Raw genomic sequence first — 20,781 nt, forward strand, 5'->3', positions numbered from 1 at the left:
AGCGACGGCCAACTCCTCGCCGGGGTCGATGGGGTCGAGATGTACACGGGCCGCGTTGGAATCGGCCACCTTGTCGGTATTGGGCGGAATCGGCGGCGGTACATTCGCGGGATCGATGGTGACAGTCCACGCGCAGACCGGATGCCGGTCGGCCGGCACCCGGGGCGGGCGGTGGATCGGCCGCACCTGCGCATGTGGATTGGTCGCCAGCGCGGTGGCATCGAAGGTGGGGTCCTCGATGTCGTGGCACATCGATTTCACGTAGTCCTCGCCCATCGGCTCCACGTCGGCGAGCGCGCCGCAGTGGTCGAGCCAGAACTCGCCGTGATCGTGATCGTCCACCCGGAATCGGAAGTCCATGAACTGCGGTGGCGCGCCGATATCGAGTTGCAGCGATTTGAATATCGTCTCGACGGTGTCACCGGTGAAGCCCAGCGCCTGCTGCATACGGCGGGTGTAGACCGGGCTGGCCACCTGCCACTCCTCGATGGCGATCGCGGTCATGCCCTCCCGGCCGAACGCGGCGATGCTGTGCGCCATTCCGGAGCGGTCGATCAAGTGGCCGCTCAGCAGGAGTTCGGGGACCAAGATGGCCAGCTCGGCTCGGGTCAGGTCCGCGAAACCGCTGGGACGCTCGGTCTTCGCGCTCACCACAGTGGTACCGGCGCTTCGCCGATCGGGTACCAGCCGGGCAGCTTCTCACCCGAGGTGGCGCGTTCGATGCGCTTGTTCATGCCGTCCGACAGCGCGTTGTTGGTGATCATGTCGAGGAACAGCGCGCTGACGTTGCCGAAGTCGAAGAAGTCGCGCTGCCACGACCATTGGAAGTTGCCGCCGTAGCGGAACCAGCTGCCGCCGATGCCTTCTGGAGAGTAGTTGCCGCCGTCGGGTCGCTTCTTGTCGCTGATCTGCTTCCACAGGCCGATGAGGTTGCCGCTGCGCTCGTCGATGACCCAGTCTTGGTAGGGGTAGGTCCAGCCGTCGAGTCCGTCCATCTCCAAGCCGATGGCGATGTCGCGGATCTCGTCGCGTCCGACGGCCATGAATTCCTGTGTGGGGCCGTAGTTCCAGCCGTAGGTGGCATCTTCGGTGTAGAACTGCGCGAGGGGTCGCCAGTTACCCTCGGCTTCGCATTCCCGGTTGGCCTGCAGCCAGCGCCGCACCATCTCGTCGAGTTCGGCGCGGTCGAAATCGGCCATGGCAGTATTCCTTTCGGTTCTCGGTCGGTGGTCAGTCGGCGCTGTCGGTGATCGACAGCGCCTGGGTGGGGCAGTAGCGGACGGCCTCCGCGAGGGCGGCACGGGCAGCGGGTCCCGGATTCGGGTCGAGGATTTCGACCTTGCCGTGCTTGGGCACGGTGAAAACCTCCGGCGCCTCGGCCTGGCACACCGCGTGGCCTTGGCACAGATCCAGATCGACGGTGATCTTCATGAGCCGCTCCCTGAGTCGCCGGATCGCACCCGAGCCTCGGGTTGGACTTCGGTGAGCTGAATATGGGCGCCGCGCGGTGCGGAGACGACCGCGACGATGGAGGTGGCCAGATGGGCGGCGCGCAGCATTTCGGGATGCCGCGCGAAACCCGACTTCGACCAGTCCTCTAGCACCGGGCCGATGATTTCCGCGGTGGTGTCCATGCCCATGCCGGTGAGCGTCGGGCCGGGCCGCACGAGCGAGGCCCGAACGCCGGTGCCTTCCAATTCCATCCACATCTGCCGGGCCATGACCTCCACCGCGGTCTTGGCGGCGGGGTAGGCGCCCATACGTGGCCGGGGATTGTTCGCGGTGTCGGAACTGATCATGACGAAATCGCCGCGCTGTCTGGCGATCATGCTGGGGATGACGCGCTCGGCCAGCCGTTGCACGCCGACCAGGTGAACGTTGATCTGCCGCAGGAAGTGCTCGGGAGTCATCTCGTGTACGAGGGAGAAGGACAGGTCGCCGGCTCCGGATACCACGATCTCGGCCGGGCCCAGCGCGGCCTCGGCGGCGGTGACGAAGGCGTCGACCGATGCGGTGTCGCCGACGTCGAGGTAGTGCGCGAACGCTTCACCTCCGTTGCTCGCGATCTTCGCCGCGAGGGCCTCGCACTGCTCGATACGGCGGGCGCCCAAGGCAACGGGATAGCCGAGTTCGGCGAGTGCTTCGGCCGTGGCCGCGCCGATGCCGGAGGAGGCTCCCGCGATCAGGGTGGGCCTGCGGTCGGGGTGGGGTTCGAACCGTGGCATTACCGGACCTCTACGGTGATGGGAAGTTTGGCGAATCCGCGGACGTTCGTCGAGTGCACCCGTTCTATGCCTTCCTCGGCCAGGCCGTAACCGCGTACGCGAGAGGCGAATTCGCGCAGTGCGATCGTGGTTTCCAAGCGCGCCAGGTGCGCGCCGAGGCAGAAGTGCACTCCCGCGCCGAAACTGGCGAGGTTGCCTTTGTCGGGACGGTCGATCCGATAGGAGTCGCCATATTCGAACACGTCCGAGTCTCGGTTGGCCGAGCCGATGAGCAGCAGTACCTTCGAACCGGCCGGAATCGTCATGCCGTGCATGTCGAGATCGGTCGCGGCGCTGCGCGCCACGATCTGACTCGAGGTGTCATAGCGCAGTGTCTCTTCGACCCAGTCCGGCACCAGGTGGAGGTCGGCGACAACCTTGGCGTATTCGCCCGGGTTGCGTGCCGACCAGTACAGGGCGTTGCCGAGCAGTTTGGTGGTGGTCTCGTTCCCGGCGACCACCATCAGGAACATGAATCCGATGATCTCTTCGTCGCTGAGTCGATCGCCGTCGATCTCGGCGTCCAACAATGCGGAGGTGAGATCCTCAGTGGGCGTGCGCCGCCGTTCGGCGACCATGTCGGTGTAGTAGCCGATCAGCTTCAGCGCCGCTTCGATCGCCGCGCCCGGCACATCGAGCACGCCCTCCTCGCGGTGGACCACCAGATCGGCGAGCCTGCGTACCTCGGCGCGATCGGATTCCGGCACGCCCATGAGCTCGGAGATGACGTCCATGGGCAGCTTCCCGGCGAAATCTTCGATCCAATCGAAGGTTCCGCGCGCCAGCGCCGGCTCCAGGTGCTCGAGGGTCAATTCATGGATCCGGTTGTCCATTTCGGTCACCCGGCGCGGTGTGAAGCCCTTGTAGACCAGCCGCCGCATGCGCACGTGCCGCGGATCGTCCATAGCGAGGAACGACATCGTCCGGTGCGCGTGCGGGCCCCAGGCGGCGGGATCCAGCGATACTCCATTGGCGCTGGAGAGCCGCACATTGTCCCGGAAGGCAGCGATGACGTCGGAGTGCCGAGACAGCGCCCAGAAGTTCAGCTCCCGATTGTGGTACAGCGGGGCGTCGATGCGTAGGCGCTCGTAGGTCGGGTACGGATCGTCGTGGAACCGGTAGTCGTAGGGGTCGAACGTGAACGGCTCCAGTGAGGCCGAAGTCATTCCGTCCCCCTCCAGGAAGACACATAGCTGGACATGTGTCTGGACGGTATCACCGACTTTCGTGCATCACAATGATCAACTCCGAATGCTGCGGGTTTCAGCGCGACTGAGGCATTCGTCGTCGAGAGAGAAGGTCGTCGCGGGGGTGACAGCCTTGCGCTCAAACGCTCATCCGAACTATATTCCGAACACATGTCCAGACATGTATCGGAGCTTGCGTTGTGAATGGCCTCGTACCGCCCGAGGGCACGCCCCTGCTGATCGGCGGCAAGCTGGTCCCTGGCGGCTCGGGCGTGTTCGCGACGATCAATCCCGCGACCGAGGAAGTCCTCGGCTACGCCGCCAATGCCTCGGCCGAGGACATGGACGCGGCCATCGGTGCGGCACGGACCGCCTTCGACGAGACCGATCGGTCCCGTGAGCCCGCCTTCCGTGCGCACTGCCTGCGTCAGTTGCGAGACGTCATGCGCGACCACATCGAGGACCTGCGTGCGATCACGGTCGCGGAGGTCGGCGCGCCCGTCATGCTCACCAGCGGTCCGCACCTCGAGGGACCGATCGGCGATCTGTCGTTCCCCGCCGACTTGGCCGAAACCTATTCGTGGGAGACCGATCTCGGCACCGCCGAGCAAATGGGCATCTCGAGCCGGCGCGCGGTCCGTCGCGAGGCGGTGGGCGTGGTCGCAGCGATCACGCCCTGGAACTTCCCGCACCAGATCAACCTGGCGAAGATCGGGCCCGCACTGGCCGCCGGAAATACGGTGGTGCTCAAGCCCGCGCCTGACACGCCCTGGTGCGCGGCGGCACTGGGCCCGCTCATCGCCGAGCACACCGACATCCCGGCGGGCGTGCTCAATATCGTCACCTCGGACGACCACACGCTGGGTTCCCGGCTGGTCGAGGACCCACGGGTCGACATGATCACCTTCACCGGATCGACCCGAACAGGTCGATCTGTGATGGCGGGTGCGTCGGCCACCCTCGAGCGAACATTCCTCGAGCTCGGCGGGAAGTCGGCCGCCATCGTGCTCGACGACGCCGATATCATCGGCGCCGCGAGCTACACCGCGTTCTCAGTCGCCGTGCACGCCGGACAAGGCTGCGCGCTGACAACCCGCATGCTGGTGCCGCGGGCGGCCTACGACGACGCGGTCGCCGCGGCGGCCAAGGCGCTGTCCGGCATCCGGGCCGATGATCCGACCAAGCCAGGAACCGTGTGCGGGCCTTTGATTTCCGCGCGCCAGCGCGATCGGGTAGCGCGTTATCTCGACATCGCACGCGCCGAGGGCGGGCGCATCATGGTCGGCGGAGGCCGGCCCGAGGGCAAGGACCGCGGCTACTTCATCGAACCGACGCTCATCGCCGGGCTCGGCAATACCGCCACGGTCGCCCAAGAGGAGATCTTCGGTCCGGTGCTCGTCGTGATTCCGTACGACGGCGACGCCGATGCGATCCGGCTGGCCAACGAATCGCCCTACGGCCTTTCGGGTTCGGTGTGGGGCACCGATCCGGAACGCGTCGACCGGGTGGTCTCAGGCGTGCGCACCGGGACCGTGAGCGTGAACGGCGGGCTCTGGTACCACGCCGACGCGCCGTTCGGCGGTTACAAGCAATCCGGTATCGGCCGAGAGATGGGCGTCGCAGGATTCGAGGAATACCTCGAAACCAAATTGATCGCCACCCCCGCCTGAATCCACCGACATCCAGCACAAGGAGCTGAACACACCATGGCACGTTTTGCCGGTCGCACCGCGATCGTCACCGGCGCGGCACAAGGCATCGGCGCGGAGTACGCCAAAGCGCTCGCCGCAGAAGGCGCCAACGTCGTCGTCGCCGACCTCAACATCGGGCGGGGCGCGGAGGTGGCCGAGCAGATCACCGCGGACGGCGGCATTGCGGCTTTCCATCGCGTCGACGTCTCCGATCCCGAATCCGCCACCGGACTCGCAGAATTCACCGTCGCCGAGTTCGGGACCATCAACCATCTGGTGAACAACGCCGCCATCTACGGCGATATGAAGCTGGACCTACTGCTCACCGTGCCTTGGGACTACTACAAGAAGTTCATGGGTGTGAACCTCGACGGTGCGCTGAATGTGACGCGCGCGGTGTGGCAACCCATGACCGCCGCCGGCGGTGGGTCCATCGTCAATCAGTCCTCCACGGCCGCCTGGCTGTACTCGGGTTTCTACGGTCTGGCCAAGGTCGGCATCAACGGTCTCACTCAGCAGCTCGCCACCGAGTTGGGCGGTTCGAAGATTCGGGTGAACGCCATCGCGCCCGGGCCGATCGACACCGAGGCCACCCAGACCGTCACCCCAGGAAACATCGTGAAGGACATGGTGTCCCGCATTCCGATCAAGCGAATGGGTACGCCGGAGGATCTGGTGGGCGCCTGCCTGTACCTGCTGTCCGACGACGCGGGTTGGGTCACCGGCCAGATTCTCAATGTCGATGGCGGGCAGATCATCCGATGACGACCGAATCCTCCAGTGTCCCGGTGGGATTCATCGGGAAGTAGGGCATCATGACCGCTAACGAAAATATCAACGGCGACACCAGCATCCGGCAGCGTGGACTGGCGAAGATGGGTGAAGTGTACGGCTGGGATTTCGCTGACGGTCCCGGTGACCTCTTCAGCGTCACCGCGGACCACCTGTTCGCCGAAATCTGGTCGCGTCCCGCGCTGACCATTCGCGACCGGCGGCTGCTGCTGCTCGGAGCGCTCACCGCGCAAGGACTGTTCGACGTCGCTGAGATCCAGCTCGGCGCCGCGCTGCGCAACGGCGAACTCTCCGAGGAGCAATTGCGCGAGGTCGCGCTGTTCCTGTCTCACTACGTCGGATGGGCGTCGGGCACCAAGCTCGACAATGCGGTCGGCGCGGTGCTGGCGCAGGAGCGCCGCAAGCAATCGTGAGTGAGTACGAAAGAGGTAGCCCCCGTATGCGATTCGGAATCGTACTATTTACCAGCGACCGCGGCATCACACCCGCGGCCGCCGCCAAAGCCGCCGAAGAGCGTGGCTTCCGGTCGTTCTTCGTACCGGAACACACCCACATTCCTGTCAAACGCGAAGCAGCACATCCGTCGACCGGCGATGCCTCCTTGCCCGACGACCGCTACACCCGCACTCTGGATCCCTGGGTGTCGCTGGCCATGGCGGCAGCGGTGACCGAACGCATCGAACTGTCCACCGCGGTCGCCCTGCCGGTGGAGCACGACCCGATCACGCTGGCCAAAACCATCGCGACGCTCGATCACCTTTCCGGCGGCCGCGTCAGTCTCGGTGCCGGATTCGGCTGGAACACAGATGAACTCACCGATCATGGAGTACCGCCGAACAAGCGGCGCACCGTATTGCGCGAATACGTCGAAGCCATGCGGGAGCTGTGGACACGGGAGGAAGCGAGCTACGACGGCCAGTATGTGGGCTTCGGTCCGAGTTGGTCCTGGCCCAAGCCGGTGCAGCCGCACATCCCGTTGCTGATCGGGGCCGCCGGCACCGAGAAGGCCTTCCAGTGGATCGCACGCAGCGGTGACGGCTGGATCACGACCCCGACCGAAACCAACATTTCCGCTGGACTCGAGCTGCTGCACAAGATCTGGGCCGATGCCGGCCGATCCGGACGGCCGCGGGTCGTCGCGTTGGACTTCAAACCTGATCCGGACAAGCTCGCGCGCTGGTCCGCCGAGGGGGTCACGGATGTGATCTACGGCCTTCCGGATCGATCCACCGAGGAAGTCCTGCACTATCTCGATCGTCTGAGCGCGAAGCTGGCCGCCTTGGATCTGCCGTAGCCGGAAGGCTGCCATGCCGATGAAGCCAGCCGAAAGGTCTGAACTCACCGATCCCGGTGGTGATCCTCTCGCGTGTCAGGCGCTGACAATTCCATATCGCTGCGTCGAACGCGCGGCAGTGAGGAGCCGGAGATGTCCGAAGAACAGATACTTGCCGGGCGCGGGGCCGTCGTCGTGGGAGGTGGCAGCGGCGTCGGCTTGGCCGTCGCGAGCGCACTGGCCGCCCGCGGCGCGGGCGTCGTGGTCAATTCGCGCAGCGAAACGGCGGTGCGCGAAGCGGTCGAAACCATTACCCGCACCGGGGGAAAGGCGGTGGGCATCGCGGGTTCCGCGGCGCAGGAGGTGGTCGCCGAACGGCTCGTCTCGACCTGCGAGTCGGCTTACAGCGGCGTCGACATCCTGGTGAACTGCGCGGGAATCGCCGAGCCGCTCGGATCATCTATCCGCACCGTGACCACCGCCGAGTGGCGCGAACTCCTCGATTCCCATCTGACGACGGTCTTCACGACCTGCCGCGCGGCGGCGCCATCGATGGTGGCACGCGGCGCGGGTTCGATCATCAATACCGGATCGTTCGCCTACCTCGGCGATTACGGGGGCACAGGCTATCCCGCCGGCAAGGGCGCGGTCGCGAGCCTGACCATGGCGATGGCCGCCGAGCTGAAGGAATCGGGCATTCGAGTGAACGCTATCTGCCCAGGGGCGAAGACCCGACTGTCCTCCGGACCCGATTATGAAGCCCACATTCGTGATCTGCATCGGCGAGGGCTGCTCGACGAGGTGAGTATGCGCGGATCGCTCGATGCGCCACCGCCGGAATACGCCGCCGCACTGTACATCTACCTGGCCTCCGACGCCGCTCGCGCTGTGACCGGTGAAATCTTCATCGCCGCAGGCGGATTCGTCGGCAGGTTCGAACGCCCCGTGGCGGCGCCGCTGGGCTACCGCGACCACACGCACGAGCGGCCGTGGTCGGTCGAGGAGTTGAACCATATGATCGGCCAACACTGAGCCCAAGGCGGGCCGACTGCGATCGGCCCGCCTCGGTCATCGGCCGCGGCGGGCAGTGGAGACCATCTCGTTCATCCGGGTGAACTTGACCCGCGGGCGCTTGGTCTTCGCGCCGTTCGCTCGCTCGGCGGCGTCGATGAGTCCCCAACCGGTGCGGTCGATCAGATTCGGGCACCGCTGAGTCAGTAGCGCTGACAGGGCCTCTCGATCGCGGCCGGGCGGAGTCAGGCGTCCGGCGAGGAAGTCGTCGATGAGTGCCGCCACGGTCTCCTCCGCGTCGCGCCGGTTGGTTCCGATCACACCACGGGGACCACGTTTGATCCAGCCCGTGGCGTAGACGCCCGGTATGACGGCTGCCGCGCTGTCGACTACTCGGCCGCGCTCGTTCGGGATGATTCCGGCTGCGGGATCGAATGGCACGTCGGGGACGGGTGCGCTGCGGTAGCCGACCGCCCGCAGCACAAGTGTGGCGTCCAACTGTTCGGCATGGGCCGTCGGTTTCGCGATGAGCCCGTCCGGTGTTTCGCGGAGTTCGTTGCGGACCAGATGCACCGCCTCGACTCGTTCCCGCCCACTCAGGCTTGTCGGTGAGACGAGGAACCGGAACGTAATTCGCTTACCGGCTCGGGAACGCGCACGCGTGGCGTACTCCTGGGCCAGGGTCAGTTTGAGCCGCGCTGCTGGATCCGTGCCCGGATTCGAAAGCGCTTCCCGCACGGTGTCATCGAGATCGGCGGAGTCGATCACGATGTCGGTGCCGGGCAATTGTCCCATGGCCAGGAACTCCGGGCCGGTGAAGGCCGCCTGCGGCAGCCCGCGTCGGCCCAGCAGTACGACCTCCCGGATACCGCTGTGGCGCAACGCCTCCACCGTGTGATCGGCGATATCGGTGCGTGTCAGGACATCCGGGTCAGCGGTGAGCACCCGGGCGACATCCAGCGCCACATTGCCGTTGCCGACGATCACCGCACGCTCACCCGACAGGTCGAACTGCCGGTCCGCGTAGTCCGGGTGGCCGTTGTACCACGCGACGAACTCGGTGGCGGAGAAACTTCCGGGCAGGTCCTCGCCGGGGATGCGTAGACGCCGGTCGCCGGACGCGCCGACCGCGTAAATGACTGCGTGGCAGTGTTCCAGCAGTTCGCGATGCGAGATATTCCGTCCGACATCGACATTCAGGTGGAACCGGATGGAATCTCGTTTGAACGCGGCGCCGAACATATCGATGATTCCTCGTGTTTCGGGGTGGTCGGGCGCCACGCCGTAGCGCGCCAGGCCCCACGGCGCTGGGAGCCGGTCGAACATCTCGACTTCGACGTCGCCACGAGCGAGCAGGTGTTCGGCGGCGTAGCACGCGGCCGGGCCCGTGCCGACGATGGCCACACGCAGCAGCCCGCGATCGCGGGGAAGTCGCGTCGTGCTCGGCGCAGCGGTGATCCCGGTGTCGAGTGGATGGTGACGGAACCAGGCCGCGTTGATCTCGGCGTAGCGGGCCAGTTCAGCGGGCAGATCGTCATCGCCGTATATCGCGTCCACAGGGCAGGCTTCGACGCACGCCCCGCAATCGATGCAGGTGTCGGGGTCGATGTGCAGCATCTCGGCGGTGGCGAAGCCCGGATCACCGGGGCGGGGCCGGATGCAGTCGACCGGGCATTCCGCGACGCAACTTGCATCGTTGCAGCAGCGTTGTGTGACTACGTAGGCCATGGTGTTGTCCCTTATGAGATATGAACCGGGGCAGTGGTTTTCGTTGATCAGTGCTGGTTCAGCCGGTTGTCGTAGGCGCGGCGAGCGTCACGGTCGACGTGGTCGACGAAGGTGCTGTGCACGCCTAGCCGCCGGGCGATGTATTCGCCGAGAGGGCGTGGAGTGAGTTTGTTGAAGGTCGCGAGGATGCCCGCGGCACGGGTCACGGTGACACGGCGCCGGGGACGCGCGATGAGCGCGGCCACAGCCGCGGCGACGTCCTCGGGTTCGGCCAGCAAGCCCAGCGGAGCACGCGTTCCCGCGATCAGTTCGGTGCGGGTGAAAGTCGGCAGGACCGCTGAGAATCGGATGCCGCTTTCCCGGTATTCCAGGCGCATGGCCTCGGTGAATCCGAGTACGGCTTGCTTGCTCGCGCAGTAGGCGGCCATGCCGGGGGTCGGGTTCTCGCCCGCCAGCGAGGCGATGTTGACGATGTGGCCGTGCCCGCGGTGAAGCATGCGGGGCAGTGTCAGTTTGGTGCCGAGCATGACGCCGTAGACGTTGATATCGAGGATTCGGCGCGTGATCTCGTCGGACTCCTCGGTGAACCGTCCGATCGGCATGATTCCCGCATTGTTGATCAGCACATCAATGGGGCCGAGGTCGGATTCGACGCCGTCGAGGAATGCCGCGAAGGACGTGGGATCAGTGACGTCGAGCTGAAGTGCGATGGCGGGTGCGAGCTCGGCGCCGGCCTGGGTGATCGCGTTGCGGTCGATGTCGCCGACGGCGACCCGCGCTCCGGACCGTGCGAGCCGCTGCGCGATGGCGCGTCCGATGCCGCGGGCGCCACCGGTGACGGCGACGACCTTGCCGGTAGTGGGGCGGGCGGCATTTTGGGGCGGGACTGGAGGGTGATTGTCGGACATGTGTCTGGATACTATTTCGGACAGGCTTCCGGATCAACACCCCGGTGCGGTGGATCGGAGCTGATCTGCCCGGACCATCCCTTCTGCGAGAGTCGCGCGGAGATGGAAACACCTGACCATGTCGGTTCGCTCATCCAGGCACCGCTGATCGTCGTCTTCGGCTGCGCGGCAGCACAAGGCGATCGCATGTTTCTTTCCATGCGCTAGCGCAGCGCACGGGCGATCGACGATTTGGTGTCCGGCACGCTGCATCAAGAGTCTCTGGTCAGCTGTCTGGAAGAGTGTCTGCACTACGTTCCAGTTCTGTGGTAGCGTCGTCGCACCTTTCGAAAGGTGCGGCATGAAGATCAGCGATGCAATGATGGACAGGCAGTTGCGCGGCGCCGGCGTGTGGATGCGCCGGATGCTGTCCGAACACGGCGAGTGCAGGCTGCGCGCCGCGAGCAGGCTCGTCGACGTCCTCTTGTGGATCGTGCGGATCAGGCGACCGAAGACGATGCGCGTGCGCGAATTCGGGATCGAGCGAGCGGACGGAACCCGGCTGCGCGTGATGGTCTACGCCCCGCTCGAACCGGCACGCGGCGCCACCGGGCTGCTGTGGCTGCACGGCGGCGGCTACTTTCTCGGCCGGCCCGAGCAGGATGTGCCGATCTATCGGCGATTGATGGCCGGCACCGGGTGCGTGGTGGTCGCACCGGACTATCGGCTCAGTGTCGATCATCCGTATCCGGCGGCACTCGAGGACTGTTATGCCGCCCTGATCTGGTTGTGTGACAACGCGAACCGGCTCGGGATTCGCGACGATCAGATCGCGGTCGCGGGGGAGAGCGCCGGCGGTGGGCTGACGGCGGCGCTGACCCTGCTGGCCCGCGATCGCGGGGAGGTGAACATCGCCTTCCAGATGCCGATCTACCCGATGATCGACGACCGAGTGTGCACCGAGTCCGCGCTGGACAACGACGCGCCCCTGCTCGACGCTGTGACCCTTGTCTCGGCGTGGAAGCTGTATCTGCGCAGTCTGTATGGGACACAACAGGTTCCGGCCTACGCGGCACCCGCGCGATCGACCGATCTTCGGGGCCTGCCGCCCACATTCACCTATGTCGGTGATCTCGAGCCCTTCCGCGACGAGACGATCGCCTACGTGGACAGGTTGCGTTCCAGTGGTGTGTCCGTGGATTTCGACATCTACCCCGGCTGCTGGCACGGCTTCGACCGCATCGTGCCCGCTGCGGAAGTGAGCCGGCGCGCCATGCGATCACGTGAGCGGTGGTTGCGGCACGCGGCCGACACCTATTTCGCCGCACAACCCGAAATGGACAGGGACCGGGCCTGAGTCCGGCTCGTTCCGAGGAAAGGGATTGCCGAGTGGAGGCAATGGACGCCTCGGCGCAGGTATCGGTGCCACGAGTCAGCATCGGGGTCGCCGGCGAGAGTGCAGGGTGTTGTCTCGCCAGCGTCGTGATCTGCGATGAACTGCACAACATGTCGCTGGCCAGGCCGGAGCCGAGGTCGCCGACACCCTCACCGCACAGTCGGCCCCCTCGCCGTCGCGTGAGTTGAGACTCCGTGTCGCGTCAAGTGAGCTATACGTCGGACTTCGGCGTGCACCCACGCGAAAGATGCGTCTGAACTGCGTCTTTACGCTAACCACGCAGCAGCACTGACCCACCCGCCACGTCGAAACACGCTCGAGTCGGTAGTGGAACCACGGTGGCCTGCTGTCGAGAGGGAGCATCCAAATCATTCACGGTCGCTCCTTGCGATTGGTATCCGACGAAGCAGGGAATTGATCTATGCAGTAAGTGTTTCGGTGGATCGAGATTGCGCCTACTGCCTCGACCGGTACCCGAGAACCGTTGCGGCACTGCTCCGGGCAATCTGAGCGCCCAGCAATCTGCAGTCCCACAACAGGCTTTCAGAGCTCCGGTGTCGATCGTGTGCGCTAACCCGTGGCGGACGCCGAAAGAACGACCGTATCGATGCCACTGCGGCGGCATATGTCGCAGCGTTGCATGGGGATGCCCGACCAGCGCAGGCGGAGACGCATGCTGAGTCTTTGGGGCTGCTGCATAAGCGGCGAAAGAACCTGTCCAGCAGTAGAACTCGATCGGTGAACCAGTTGCATGCTTTGCTGCGTGAGTTGCTGCCTGGTGGTGTGCCGACCGATCTGACAGCGCTGAAAGCGGCAGCGGTTGTGCGGGGTCTGCGTCCGGGTCTCCGACACCGATCGAGTGCGAAAATCACTGGCCAAGGATCTCGTTGCCGATATCAAACGCTACGACGCCCAGCTGGCCGACAACGTGCCTTACGACGGAAACCGAAAGTTGACGTGTCGATGTGGGACCGGCCCAGTCCCGGGCCGCTCAGGGACTGCGGGTGGATGGGAGAATTTAGCGATGGTTCGCCCCGTAATGACCACGGAGACAGTTCACCTTATTGGTTGCTTGGGCCAAGGGATGATGCCACTTGCGCGTCTGTATGTGGCGCTGGGAGTGCAGGTTTCGGGGTGTGATCGTCGAGCGACTACAGACCTCGGATATGTCGAGGCTGACGTCTTACGGCGTGATGGTGTTTCGGTCGATGTCCATGACGAGCGGCATATCAGTCGAAACGTGAGCCTTGTCGTGCATAGTGTTGCTATCGGTGACGACCACAGTGAGTTGATGGAAGCGCGTCGTCGTGGTATCCCGGTCATCTCGCGGCCGGTTGCGCTCGCGCGGTTGGTTAGTGCAATCGCGGATCGGATGGTTGCCGTATCGGGCGTGACAGGCAAGACCACCACCACGGGTTTGACCAGCCAACTGCTCCGTCAGTTGGGCAGTGACACTTTGACCTACATCGGCAGTCCGTTGCAAGGCATGCGCTCAGACATCGTGGGCCCGTATGCCGATATCGCAGTCGTCGAGGCCTGTGAATACAACTTCGGGATGCTTGAACTCGAGCCGGACGTCGCAGCGGTTATGTCTATGTATTGGGGCGAGCACTCCAGTTGCTACCTTGATCTCGATTCCGTACACGAAGCATTTTTCAGGTTCCTCGCGCGAGCGCCAGTTGGGGTGGTGCCAGCTGGGGAAGTCGAGCTTGCGGCCAAGGTTCGGCGAGCTAATCGAGCGACTGAGATCCTGACATTCGGCTCTGACTCCACAGCTGACGTGCAATTGACATCTGCCAGGATTGGTCCGGAAGGAACGATAGCTGAGTACCGCGTCCTTGGCACCGAGATACGTGCGCACCTCAGCTTTGCGGGCTTGCATAACATGGATAATTTGGGTGCCGCTATGGCCTGTATTACCGGGAGCGGTAGTTCAGTTGACGCACTCCGTGATATCGACTTCTCTCGACTTCGGTTGCCACGCAGGCGTTTCGAATTCGTCGGAAAACGCAGTGGTACGGACTACTTTGACGACTTCGCGCACAATCCAATGCAAATCGACGCCACCTCATCGATGTTGCGGCAGCTGTACACAGGCAAGCTGGGAGCGTTCTATCTTCCCAGCGGCTTTGGTCGGCTCCACGCTTTTGGCGACCAATACGTCGATGCACTGGGCCACTTCGATCGGGTTGTGCTCGCGCCGTCATGCCGCGTCTTCGAAGACGCTCCAAATGTTCCGGATGAGTCTCGCTTCGCCGAGATCACTGTGGCCAAGCTATGCGCGAGAGGAGTGGATGCCGAAGTCGTAGGGGTCGACGAAGTTACGCTTGACATGTTCGAAGGTTGCGCCGCCGCGTGCTTCTGTGGCGCATTGCGGCTCGCGGGGGTGCTCCGGAGTCTCTTTCGCATTGACGACCGAAGCTCCACGTGATCCATCGTCGAGCATCGGTCTCATGTGCGGCCCATCGGGCACTATCGCCAGGTTCTCGACTCGAACGAGCGTCGCAAAGCGATCCTGCTCTGGCGGATGCTCGCGTCCCAGGACACCGAACCTTGTGTGATCCGGCGACGGAGGTTGTCGACTGCGACGCTGGCATCCAGCCATCTCTGAAATGGCGACATGCCATTCTTATGTGCCGAGCCCCGGCTTCGGCGGCTAAGCCCATCGATGACGTTGCGTCGACTGATACAAGCCAGGATTCCTGCGTCATGTCCGTTAGTGATGAGGTATGCCGTTATTGCGCTGACGTCCAATGTCGGCCAATACAAATCGGGTGGTCGAGGGGGCAGTGGTGCCTGCAGTGCGGCCGGTAATTCGGCGTCGTGGGCTGGCGACATGAATCGCATTCCGTTGAGAAACGCGTAATGCATTGCTACACGGGCTAGTTCGTTGTGCTGGTCCTGTGTCAATGCGAGTCTGGTGGTTTCGCGATAGAGATCGGGAACCGCGTCGAGTAGCGCCTGCAGGCCTGCCTCAACGGTGTCCGAGCTCGCTCTGCTTTCGGAGGCGTCGATCGTTGCCTGCAGCAACATAGTTCGCATGTGCATGGATCGGGTGTTTACCCGCCACGCATCGCTGGCCGCTCGTTGGCGTTCTTTGATCGCGGGAAGTGGACCATTGAGTTCGAGGTCGACCAGCTCGCCATATGCGAACGCGCCTGATCGCAGGGCCAGATCGGCGAGCCCTCGTAGTTCGTCGGCATCGGTTGAATCTCCGAGGCCTTCGTGGCGCCTGTGGCCCGGGTCGGCAAGACGGAATTCGAGTATGCGGCTGTAGAGACCGGCCGCCTGCAACGCGACTTGCCAGATCGCCTCCCGTGCACGGATATTATTCTCAGTATCGACTGGGTATCGCTGTACGGCGTTGCGTGCGTAACTCCATCCGTCGAGCAGCCATTGCTCCGCTTGGTCGTATTCGTGGCGTTTCGAATGGACGAGTGCAATCGATCGCTGCAGGAGGGCGACGAACGGGCCGCCGGTCCCGTGAGCGAGCAGATTCTCGATTATCGGAACCACAAGCTCCGGCACAGAATCAGGGTCAACTGCAACGATCTGTGAAACAAGAAGATGCAGGCTGTCCAGAAGATCGCGGATGTATTGCTCATCATCAGAAGATTCCGCTATTTCGACAGAAAGTAGCTCCACCAGTCGGCGCGCACGACGCGCACCTAGAAAATCGTTCTTCGATTGTCGCATCGCCATGGACACACGGTGCAGCTCCTCGGCGTCGCGCAGCCAGCTCGGAACACTGCCGCGGGCGAGGTCGCCATCGACTCTTTCGAGCACAGCATCAATCTCGTCTACATGGTCCGTCCTGGCAGGATTGCGACCTGGTAAAACATCCGAGGTCCGTTCTTCACCGAAGTGAAGAACGGAAGACCGTTCGTCGCGATGGCTCTGTGCTTTTCGGTTCATTCCTTCGCGGAGTTCGGCAACACTGTCATAGGGGCGGGTATCCAACCCGAGGCGGCGAACTAGACGGGCAGCGATTTCGGTCAACGGATCGGCGTAATCGGCCACGTCGGCTCCGTCAAGCAGCCGCGAGAACGGTGGAGTCCGGCCGGTCGATGTCTCGAGATACGGCGACAATGTCCGCCATACATCTATCGTCGCGCTCGTCGTGAGCGAGCGCCACAGAATCTCTCGCACTCCGGGGAAGAAGTCGTAACTGTCGGGGCCTGTTTGCTGTAGGAGGCCGCCGATAAGAACTTCGGCGAGGTGAACGCGACTGCCGCTGCCGACAAGCTTGTTTAGGATTATCTCAGCCACAGGGAGGGTTACCTCGACGGCTGACAAAAGAACTGCCAACTTGTTGGCTTCCGTGGAAACGGAGGCTCGGAACGTGTTCACGCGCGTATCCGGTCCCGCTGTGGCCGGGCGATCTGCTGATGCGCCGTGCAACGAGTCGGTCAGCACACCGGGTACTGCAGTTCCGTCCAGTGCCATTACCATTCGAGCCCACCGGTGCATCCGGACCGGGTCCAGTGTGGTAACCGGAATCGGATTGCTCGGCGAGCGCATTTCGGTCCACCACCATGGTGCTGTGACCTTGAGCCGACTGTTGGCCTGACCTCGGCTGCTCGATTTGATCTCGACATCTGCGTCGCCGAGTGCTGTCCTTGACCAGAGCCGTGGTGGAAGCATATGAACGACAACTACCGGGCCGTGCATACCCCAGCCACGCAGTTCTTCCCAGACCTTGGGGCGGTGCCACATCGGGCCGACACAGTCAGTGACGACTATGACGAGCTGGCGCAAGTTGGGGCTCGGAAGCTGGGCCGAGGTGACGGCACGCACGTCGGAGACCGCGACTACTCTTGTCCCGTCGGCTCGAATTACCAGGCGGTCGACGGTCTGAATGGCACGTTGCCTACGTAGGGTTCGTTCGAACGTCGCAACAGCATTGCGCCACACTGCCATTGTGGGGCTTCCATCGACAACGAGCACCGCTCTGTTGAACCAGCTTTCGCTCACCGGGACTTGGATTGGAACCAAGACGGAGGTTTCGCAGTAGTACTTGATCGACGCATCAATATCGATCTCAGACCGGGAGCGAGAACGTCGCCGACGGCGTAAGGGGCGCAAAGCTGTTTCGATCCCGAGCGGCCAGGTTCTCGCGGAGGGGTCTCGAGCGCGGATATCAAGAGGTACGTCGGAGGAACCCAAGGTTCCCGTACGGTGGACAGGGCTCGACGGGAGGCGGTATCGGGGCTTCTCATTCGCCTTGGCCGGTGTAGATGTCGCGACCTGCGCGGGCAGTCTGCTAGTTGGCTCTGGTTCGCGCCGTCGGCCCGGTTCCAATCGTGAGGTGCTGTTCCCGGGTGCGGTTGCCGGCGTGTGTGTTGCGCGAAAGAGCCACAAAATGTCTGCAAGTTCCCGCCAGTCGACATCGATATCTGCCGCTTGCAGCGCGGTGATCAAACGATCGATCATGTCAGGTCAGTCGTCAGTTCGGTGAACAGCAGCTCGATGACCCTGTCTCGCTCGGCACTCTCTGGCGCGGCCTTGCGAGTGAGGATAAATACTGCATTGAGTAGCTGATCCGTCGCATGGGCTTTGCTGCGGTCGGCTCGATCAGCGAATTCGCTGATCAGTGCGCTACATGCGTCGGCGACGTCTGCGCCGAGGTGTGCGGTGACGATCTTCTTTAGCTTGGCTGCGTCAGGATCCGGCATCCGGTGCCGGATACAGCGGCGCAGAAAGGCTGGTGGAAATTCGCGCTCTCCATTGCTGGTGAGAACCACGAACGGGAACTCGCTGCACTCTATCCTTCCGCCCGTTATCGCGACGGGAGTGCCCGTGCCGTCTTCCCTGATATCGAACGATTGCTCGCCTAGCCGGGAAAGTTCTGGTATCTCATATTCGCCGCGCTCGAAAATGCTGAGAAGGTCATTCGGTAGATCGATATCTCCTTTGTCGATTTCGTCCACGAGCAACGCACGCGGGCGGCGACTCGGGAGCAACGCGGTGCCCAACGGGCCCAGGCGTAGGTACTCACTGATGGCCGGGGTCCGGTCGTCGAGACTCCGTGCATGCAGGCGGCCGATAGCATCGTATCGGTACAGAGCATCCACAAGGGTGCTTCGGGATGTGATGTGCCACCGCAATACTGGGCCCAGGCCAAGTTGGGAGGCGACAGACTCGATCAGCGATGACTTACCGGAGCCGGGCCGTCCGGTCAGGAGTAGAGGACGGCGCAGGATCAACGAGGCGTTCACCGCCTCGACAGTTTCAGGGTCTGGCAAGAATGGTGGCGTCACATGCGGAGATTCGGACAAGGATTCTGCGGCAGAAACCGAAGAGGAACGAAACCGCCTCCAGGGTGGTGCTATCGGCAGCTGAGCGTCGCCTGGTGTGCCGTCAGCTGTATAGAGTTTCCAAGCAGGCATGGTCAGTCTCCGGCAGTTAGTCCGAGCAAAGGTTCCATGGGGGGAAGGATCGCTGGGTGATCCCAGATCATCCGTATCGTGCTACAAGGGCCGGTGGCTGTTGTGCGGACGTTGTGGATCCGTATGGGAAGGTCGTCGAACGCGCCGTGTACCACAAGATTTCCGAACAGCGCTTTGGTGGCGTGCCAATCCTCTGGCTCGTAGTTTGTCCACATCACGTACGGTGCGCCCGCCGCAACGGTGGCGATCAGTGGGTCACGCTGGATGTTGTCGCCGAAGGCGTCGGTGACGAAAGCGAGGCCGAAACACGCGGCGCTTGTTGTCTGAACAACCCTGCGGATAGCTGCCGGAGTATCGCGGTGATGGCCGTCGATCCAAACGGCCTCCGGGAGATGGGCGTCCAAGTGGTTGTGGATCGCGGCAACTTTCTCGACCCACCGCGCTCGCGCGGCAGAGTTACCCAATCGTTCTGCGCTATGGAGGACCATCGGATGTAACAGCCAGGCTTGCGACGATTCGACAAGAGCATCTCCGTACAACCATGTTTCAGGGACCTCGTCCACCATGGATCGCGACACGATGAGACCTAGTGTGAAAGCGGCGACGCCGTATTGGTGGGCGCGGTCGATGAAAAACGCAATGGCATCGCGCGCACCTTGAGCGGATGGATCTGACTGTGTACTCGATGTTATCCAGCCCCGGTCTCGGACAAACAGATGCCCGGTAATAGTTCGCGGCCATGAGTGACAGCCAAAGGGGGCATCGTGGTCACGAAGGTCTACGACAACGCGGGCATTGTGGGCGGACGCGGTTGTCACGTGGCGGCGCAGTTGATGAAGAGTGTTTGCGGATAATCTGAACCAACTGTCCTCGATCTGCGTGCCTGTGAGGTGTTCGAGGATTGCGACGAACCGGTGGAGCGGCAACGGCTTGTTGCCGCGAAGCCCGTAGTCGGCGATGTGATCCATGGCCTCTTCGAGATCGCTGGGTGGGGTGTAGTCGACGTTGTCGCCTGGAGGATGCGACCTGTAGTACGAGTTTTGAATCTGCTGAATGGTAGCGGTCTGAAATGCGTTGAGTACCGGTGCGATCCGCTGTTGGCGATGCCAACATTCGCGGGCAGCGCGTACGCTCAGTCGCTCCGTCTCATTGACTGCTCCAGCATCGAGCGCGGCGAGTAGGCCGTCGGCGCCTCGGGAACCGAGATGATCGAGCAGCGCATCCAACAGGCTTGTCTCGTCGTCGACTGCCAACCATGGATCGTTTACCGCCTCGGAAATCATTACCCGTCCGGTCGGATCCATCATTGCCGGTACAGCCAGGATAGAACGTCCCAGGCGTAGCAGTTGCGGACCCGACAATCCAGACGTTGCGCTATAGGCCTGCGGCGGCAGGACATGATGTGCGGCATCGTTGCTTGGATCGGCCCGGGAAGCATAGAGATGAATGCTGACGTTACCGCTGACGTTTTCAATTGCAGTGCCATGGTTTGATGCCGATATTGCTGACCTCGGCACGACTGGCTCGGAGGTGATTGGTGTATCGATCCCATCGGTCACGTCGCTGGGCAGAGAATCTAGCCGCGGAGGTGCCGCTTCGCGAGAATCGCGGACACTCGTAGAGACATTAACGTCGCCGTCGACCACCAATGCTGCCACGCCACTGGCGGTGGCTGTAAGCGCTACATCTCCACTCACTATCGCGGCATTCAGTGAATCAGCATTCGTCTTCTCGATCAGATCAACAGCATTCCCGACCTCCACCGCGAAGTCTGGATCACGGAGAAACTCCTGCTGTACTGCGTGCTGGGCGCGAATTCGACTCTGGGTGGAGGCAACACCATGTACGCGTACTTCTACATGCAGGGTGATCAGGCCGGTGTGCCAGCCGAGTTGCTCTTGCACGAGTTCGGTCAGGCGCTGTAGAGCGACTACACGCGTCCGACCTGGCGTGATGCGACCCGGTGAGTGCCGGAGCGAACCACTCTCGATCAAGTATTCGATGACTTTAGTGGGTTCGACCACCTTGCTCGGAACCTCCTTTGGTCATCACGGTCATACCGCAAGACGCCCCCTGTTGGTTCGCTCAGGCGGAACCATCGAATCGTATCAAGTTCGAAAGTATTGGCGCAGTAGAGAATTCGCATCCACGCCCACGGACGCC

17 protein-coding genes and 1 pseudogene are annotated in these 20,781 nt (G+C 63.1%); 8 read left to right on the plus strand and 10 right to left on the minus strand.

The window, feature by feature from the left end:
- Window positions 1–15: 15 nt before the first annotated feature.
- The 5 genes and pseudogenes from AB0L58_RS00175 to AB0L58_RS00195 form a co-directional block, all read right to left on the minus strand.
- A pseudogene (locus AB0L58_RS00175) lies at window positions 16–654 on the minus strand (hypothetical protein); the annotation flags it as partial.
- On the minus strand, window positions 648–1,199 hold the full coding sequence (locus tag AB0L58_RS00180) for a nuclear transport factor 2 family protein (RefSeq protein ID WP_364378483.1): 552 nt from the start codon (window positions 1,197–1,199) through the stop codon (window positions 648–650). The pseudogene AB0L58_RS00175 and the gene AB0L58_RS00180, both read right to left, overlap by 7 nt.
- 31 nt (window positions 1,200–1,230) lie before the next feature.
- Window positions 1,231–1,431: a ferredoxin gene (locus AB0L58_RS00185; protein ID WP_364378486.1), complete on the minus strand. Its 201-nt coding sequence runs from the start codon at window positions 1,429–1,431 to the stop codon at window positions 1,231–1,233.
- Entirely contained in the window at window positions 1,428–2,225 is a 798-nt protein-coding gene (locus AB0L58_RS00190) for an SDR family oxidoreductase (RefSeq protein ID WP_364378489.1), read from the minus strand. The genes AB0L58_RS00185 and AB0L58_RS00190 overlap by 4 nt, the downstream gene beginning before the upstream one ends.
- The gene (locus AB0L58_RS00195) at window positions 2,225–3,430 is read right to left on the minus strand and encodes a cytochrome P450 (RefSeq protein ID WP_364378491.1); all 1,206 of its coding nucleotides are present in this window, start codon (window positions 3,428–3,430) and stop codon (window positions 2,225–2,227) included. The genes AB0L58_RS00190 and AB0L58_RS00195 overlap by 1 nt, the downstream gene beginning before the upstream one ends.
- 221 nt (window positions 3,431–3,651) lie before the next feature.
- Between AB0L58_RS00195 and AB0L58_RS00200 the strand changes: the two genes are divergently transcribed.
- The 5 genes from AB0L58_RS00200 to AB0L58_RS00220 all read left to right on the plus strand — a co-directional run bounded on the left by AB0L58_RS00200 (window position 3,652) and on the right by AB0L58_RS00220 (window position 8,239).
- Window positions 3,652–5,121: an aldehyde dehydrogenase gene (locus AB0L58_RS00200; RefSeq protein WP_364378494.1), complete on the plus strand. Its 1,470-nt coding sequence runs from the start codon at window positions 3,652–3,654 to the stop codon at window positions 5,119–5,121.
- Between the two features lie 36 nt (window positions 5,122–5,157).
- Window positions 5,158–5,907 carry an SDR family oxidoreductase gene (locus AB0L58_RS00205; protein WP_364378498.1) on the plus strand — a complete coding sequence of 250 codons (750 nt, stop codon included), beginning with the start codon at window positions 5,158–5,160 and terminating at the stop codon, window positions 5,905–5,907.
- A gap of 50 nt (window positions 5,908–5,957) precedes the next feature.
- Window positions 5,958–6,347: a carboxymuconolactone decarboxylase family protein gene (locus AB0L58_RS00210; protein ID WP_364378501.1), complete on the plus strand. Its 390-nt coding sequence runs from the start codon at window positions 5,958–5,960 to the stop codon at window positions 6,345–6,347.
- A gap of 26 nt (window positions 6,348–6,373) precedes the next feature.
- Window positions 6,374–7,228 carry an LLM class F420-dependent oxidoreductase gene (locus tag AB0L58_RS00215; protein ID WP_364378504.1) on the plus strand — a complete coding sequence of 285 codons (855 nt, stop codon included), beginning with the start codon at window positions 6,374–6,376 and terminating at the stop codon, window positions 7,226–7,228.
- 132 nt (window positions 7,229–7,360) lie between these two features.
- Entirely contained in the window at window positions 7,361–8,239 is an 879-nt protein-coding gene (locus tag AB0L58_RS00220; RefSeq protein ID WP_364378507.1) for an SDR family oxidoreductase, read from the plus strand.
- 36 nt (window positions 8,240–8,275) lie between these two features.
- Here the strand turns inward: AB0L58_RS00220 and AB0L58_RS00225 are convergent, their stop codons facing one another.
- The gene (locus AB0L58_RS00225) at window positions 8,276–9,946 is read right to left on the minus strand and encodes an FAD-dependent oxidoreductase (RefSeq protein ID WP_364378510.1); all 1,671 of its coding nucleotides are present in this window, start codon (window positions 9,944–9,946) and stop codon (window positions 8,276–8,278) included.
- A 47-nt stretch (window positions 9,947–9,993) separates the two neighbouring features.
- On the minus strand, window positions 9,994–10,854 hold the full coding sequence (locus AB0L58_RS00230) for an SDR family oxidoreductase (RefSeq protein WP_364378513.1): 861 nt from the start codon (window positions 10,852–10,854) through the stop codon (window positions 9,994–9,996).
- A gap of 340 nt (window positions 10,855–11,194) precedes the next feature.
- Here AB0L58_RS00230 and AB0L58_RS00235 point away from each other — a divergent pair, with 340 nt between their 5' ends.
- The 3 genes from AB0L58_RS00235 (at window position 11,195) to AB0L58_RS00245 (ending at window position 14,660) form a co-directional block, all read left to right on the plus strand.
- On the plus strand, window positions 11,195–12,190 hold the full coding sequence (locus tag AB0L58_RS00235; protein ID WP_364378517.1) for an alpha/beta hydrolase: 996 nt from the start codon (window positions 11,195–11,197) through the stop codon (window positions 12,188–12,190).
- 675 nt (window positions 12,191–12,865) lie between these two features.
- A complete protein-coding gene (locus AB0L58_RS00240; RefSeq protein ID WP_364378520.1) occupies window positions 12,866–13,369 on the plus strand; it encodes a hypothetical protein in 504 nt (167 codons plus the stop codon).
- Window positions 13,269–14,660 carry a Mur ligase domain-containing protein gene (locus tag AB0L58_RS00245; protein ID WP_364378522.1) on the plus strand — a complete coding sequence of 464 codons (1,392 nt, stop codon included), beginning with the start codon at window positions 13,269–13,271 and terminating at the stop codon, window positions 14,658–14,660. The genes AB0L58_RS00240 and AB0L58_RS00245 overlap by 101 nt, the downstream gene beginning before the upstream one ends.
- Before the next feature lie 41 nt (window positions 14,661–14,701).
- Here the strand turns inward: AB0L58_RS00245 and AB0L58_RS00250 are convergent, their stop codons facing one another.
- From AB0L58_RS00250 to AB0L58_RS00260, 3 genes are all read right to left on the minus strand, one after another.
- Entirely contained in the window at window positions 14,702–17,662 is a 2,961-nt protein-coding gene (locus AB0L58_RS00250; RefSeq protein ID WP_364378525.1) for an SAV_2336 N-terminal domain-related protein, read from the minus strand.
- Window positions 17,659–18,489: a MoxR family ATPase gene (locus AB0L58_RS00255; protein ID WP_364378528.1), complete on the minus strand. Its 831-nt coding sequence runs from the start codon at window positions 18,487–18,489 to the stop codon at window positions 17,659–17,661. Before AB0L58_RS00255 ends, AB0L58_RS00250 begins: the two co-directional genes overlap by 4 nt.
- Window positions 18,490–18,620: 131 nt before the next feature.
- The gene (locus tag AB0L58_RS00260) at window positions 18,621–20,642 is read right to left on the minus strand and encodes a hypothetical protein (RefSeq protein WP_364378531.1); all 2,022 of its coding nucleotides are present in this window, start codon (window positions 20,640–20,642) and stop codon (window positions 18,621–18,623) included.
- Between the last annotated feature and the right edge of the window lie 139 nt (window positions 20,643–20,781).

The organism is Nocardia sp. NPDC052112, from assembly GCF_040680135.1.
Classification (GTDB): domain Bacteria; phylum Actinomycetota; class Actinomycetes; order Mycobacteriales; family Mycobacteriaceae; genus Nocardia.

What these genes read in the sequence shown, in the direction of transcription:
- AB0L58_RS00220 (WP_364378507.1), top strand. Translation starts at nt 7,361, where the DNA reads ATGTCCGAAGAACAGATACTTGCCGGGCGCGGGGCCGTCGTCGTGGGA.
- AB0L58_RS00250 (WP_364378525.1), bottom strand. Translation starts at nt 17,662, where the DNA reads ATGATCGATCGTTTGATCACCGCGCTGCAAGCGGCAGATATCGATGTC.
- AB0L58_RS00230 (WP_364378513.1), bottom strand. Translation starts at nt 10,854, where the DNA reads ATGTCCGACAATCACCCTCCAGTCCCGCCCCAAAATGCCGCCCGCCCC.
- AB0L58_RS00225 (WP_364378510.1), bottom strand. Translation starts at nt 9,946, where the DNA reads ATGGCCTACGTAGTCACACAACGCTGCTGCAACGATGCAAGTTGCGTC.
- AB0L58_RS00195 (WP_364378491.1), bottom strand. Translation starts at nt 3,430, where the DNA reads ATGACTTCGGCCTCACTGGAGCCGTTCACGTTCGACCCCTACGACTAC.
- AB0L58_RS00215 (WP_364378504.1), top strand. Translation starts at nt 6,374, where the DNA reads ATGCGATTCGGAATCGTACTATTTACCAGCGACCGCGGCATCACACCC.
- AB0L58_RS00235 (WP_364378517.1), top strand. Translation starts at nt 11,195, where the DNA reads ATGAAGATCAGCGATGCAATGATGGACAGGCAGTTGCGCGGCGCCGGC.
- AB0L58_RS00180 (WP_364378483.1), bottom strand. Translation starts at nt 1,199, where the DNA reads ATGGCCGATTTCGACCGCGCCGAACTCGACGAGATGGTGCGGCGCTGG.
- AB0L58_RS00185 (WP_364378486.1), bottom strand. Translation starts at nt 1,431, where the DNA reads ATGAAGATCACCGTCGATCTGGATCTGTGCCAAGGCCACGCGGTGTGC.
- AB0L58_RS00245 (WP_364378522.1), top strand. Translation starts at nt 13,269, where the DNA reads ATGACCACGGAGACAGTTCACCTTATTGGTTGCTTGGGCCAAGGGATG.
- AB0L58_RS00190 (WP_364378489.1), bottom strand. Translation starts at nt 2,225, where the DNA reads ATGCCACGGTTCGAACCCCACCCCGACCGCAGGCCCACCCTGATCGCG.
- AB0L58_RS00210 (WP_364378501.1), top strand. Translation starts at nt 5,958, where the DNA reads ATGACCGCTAACGAAAATATCAACGGCGACACCAGCATCCGGCAGCGT.
- AB0L58_RS00205 (WP_364378498.1), top strand. Translation starts at nt 5,158, where the DNA reads ATGGCACGTTTTGCCGGTCGCACCGCGATCGTCACCGGCGCGGCACAA.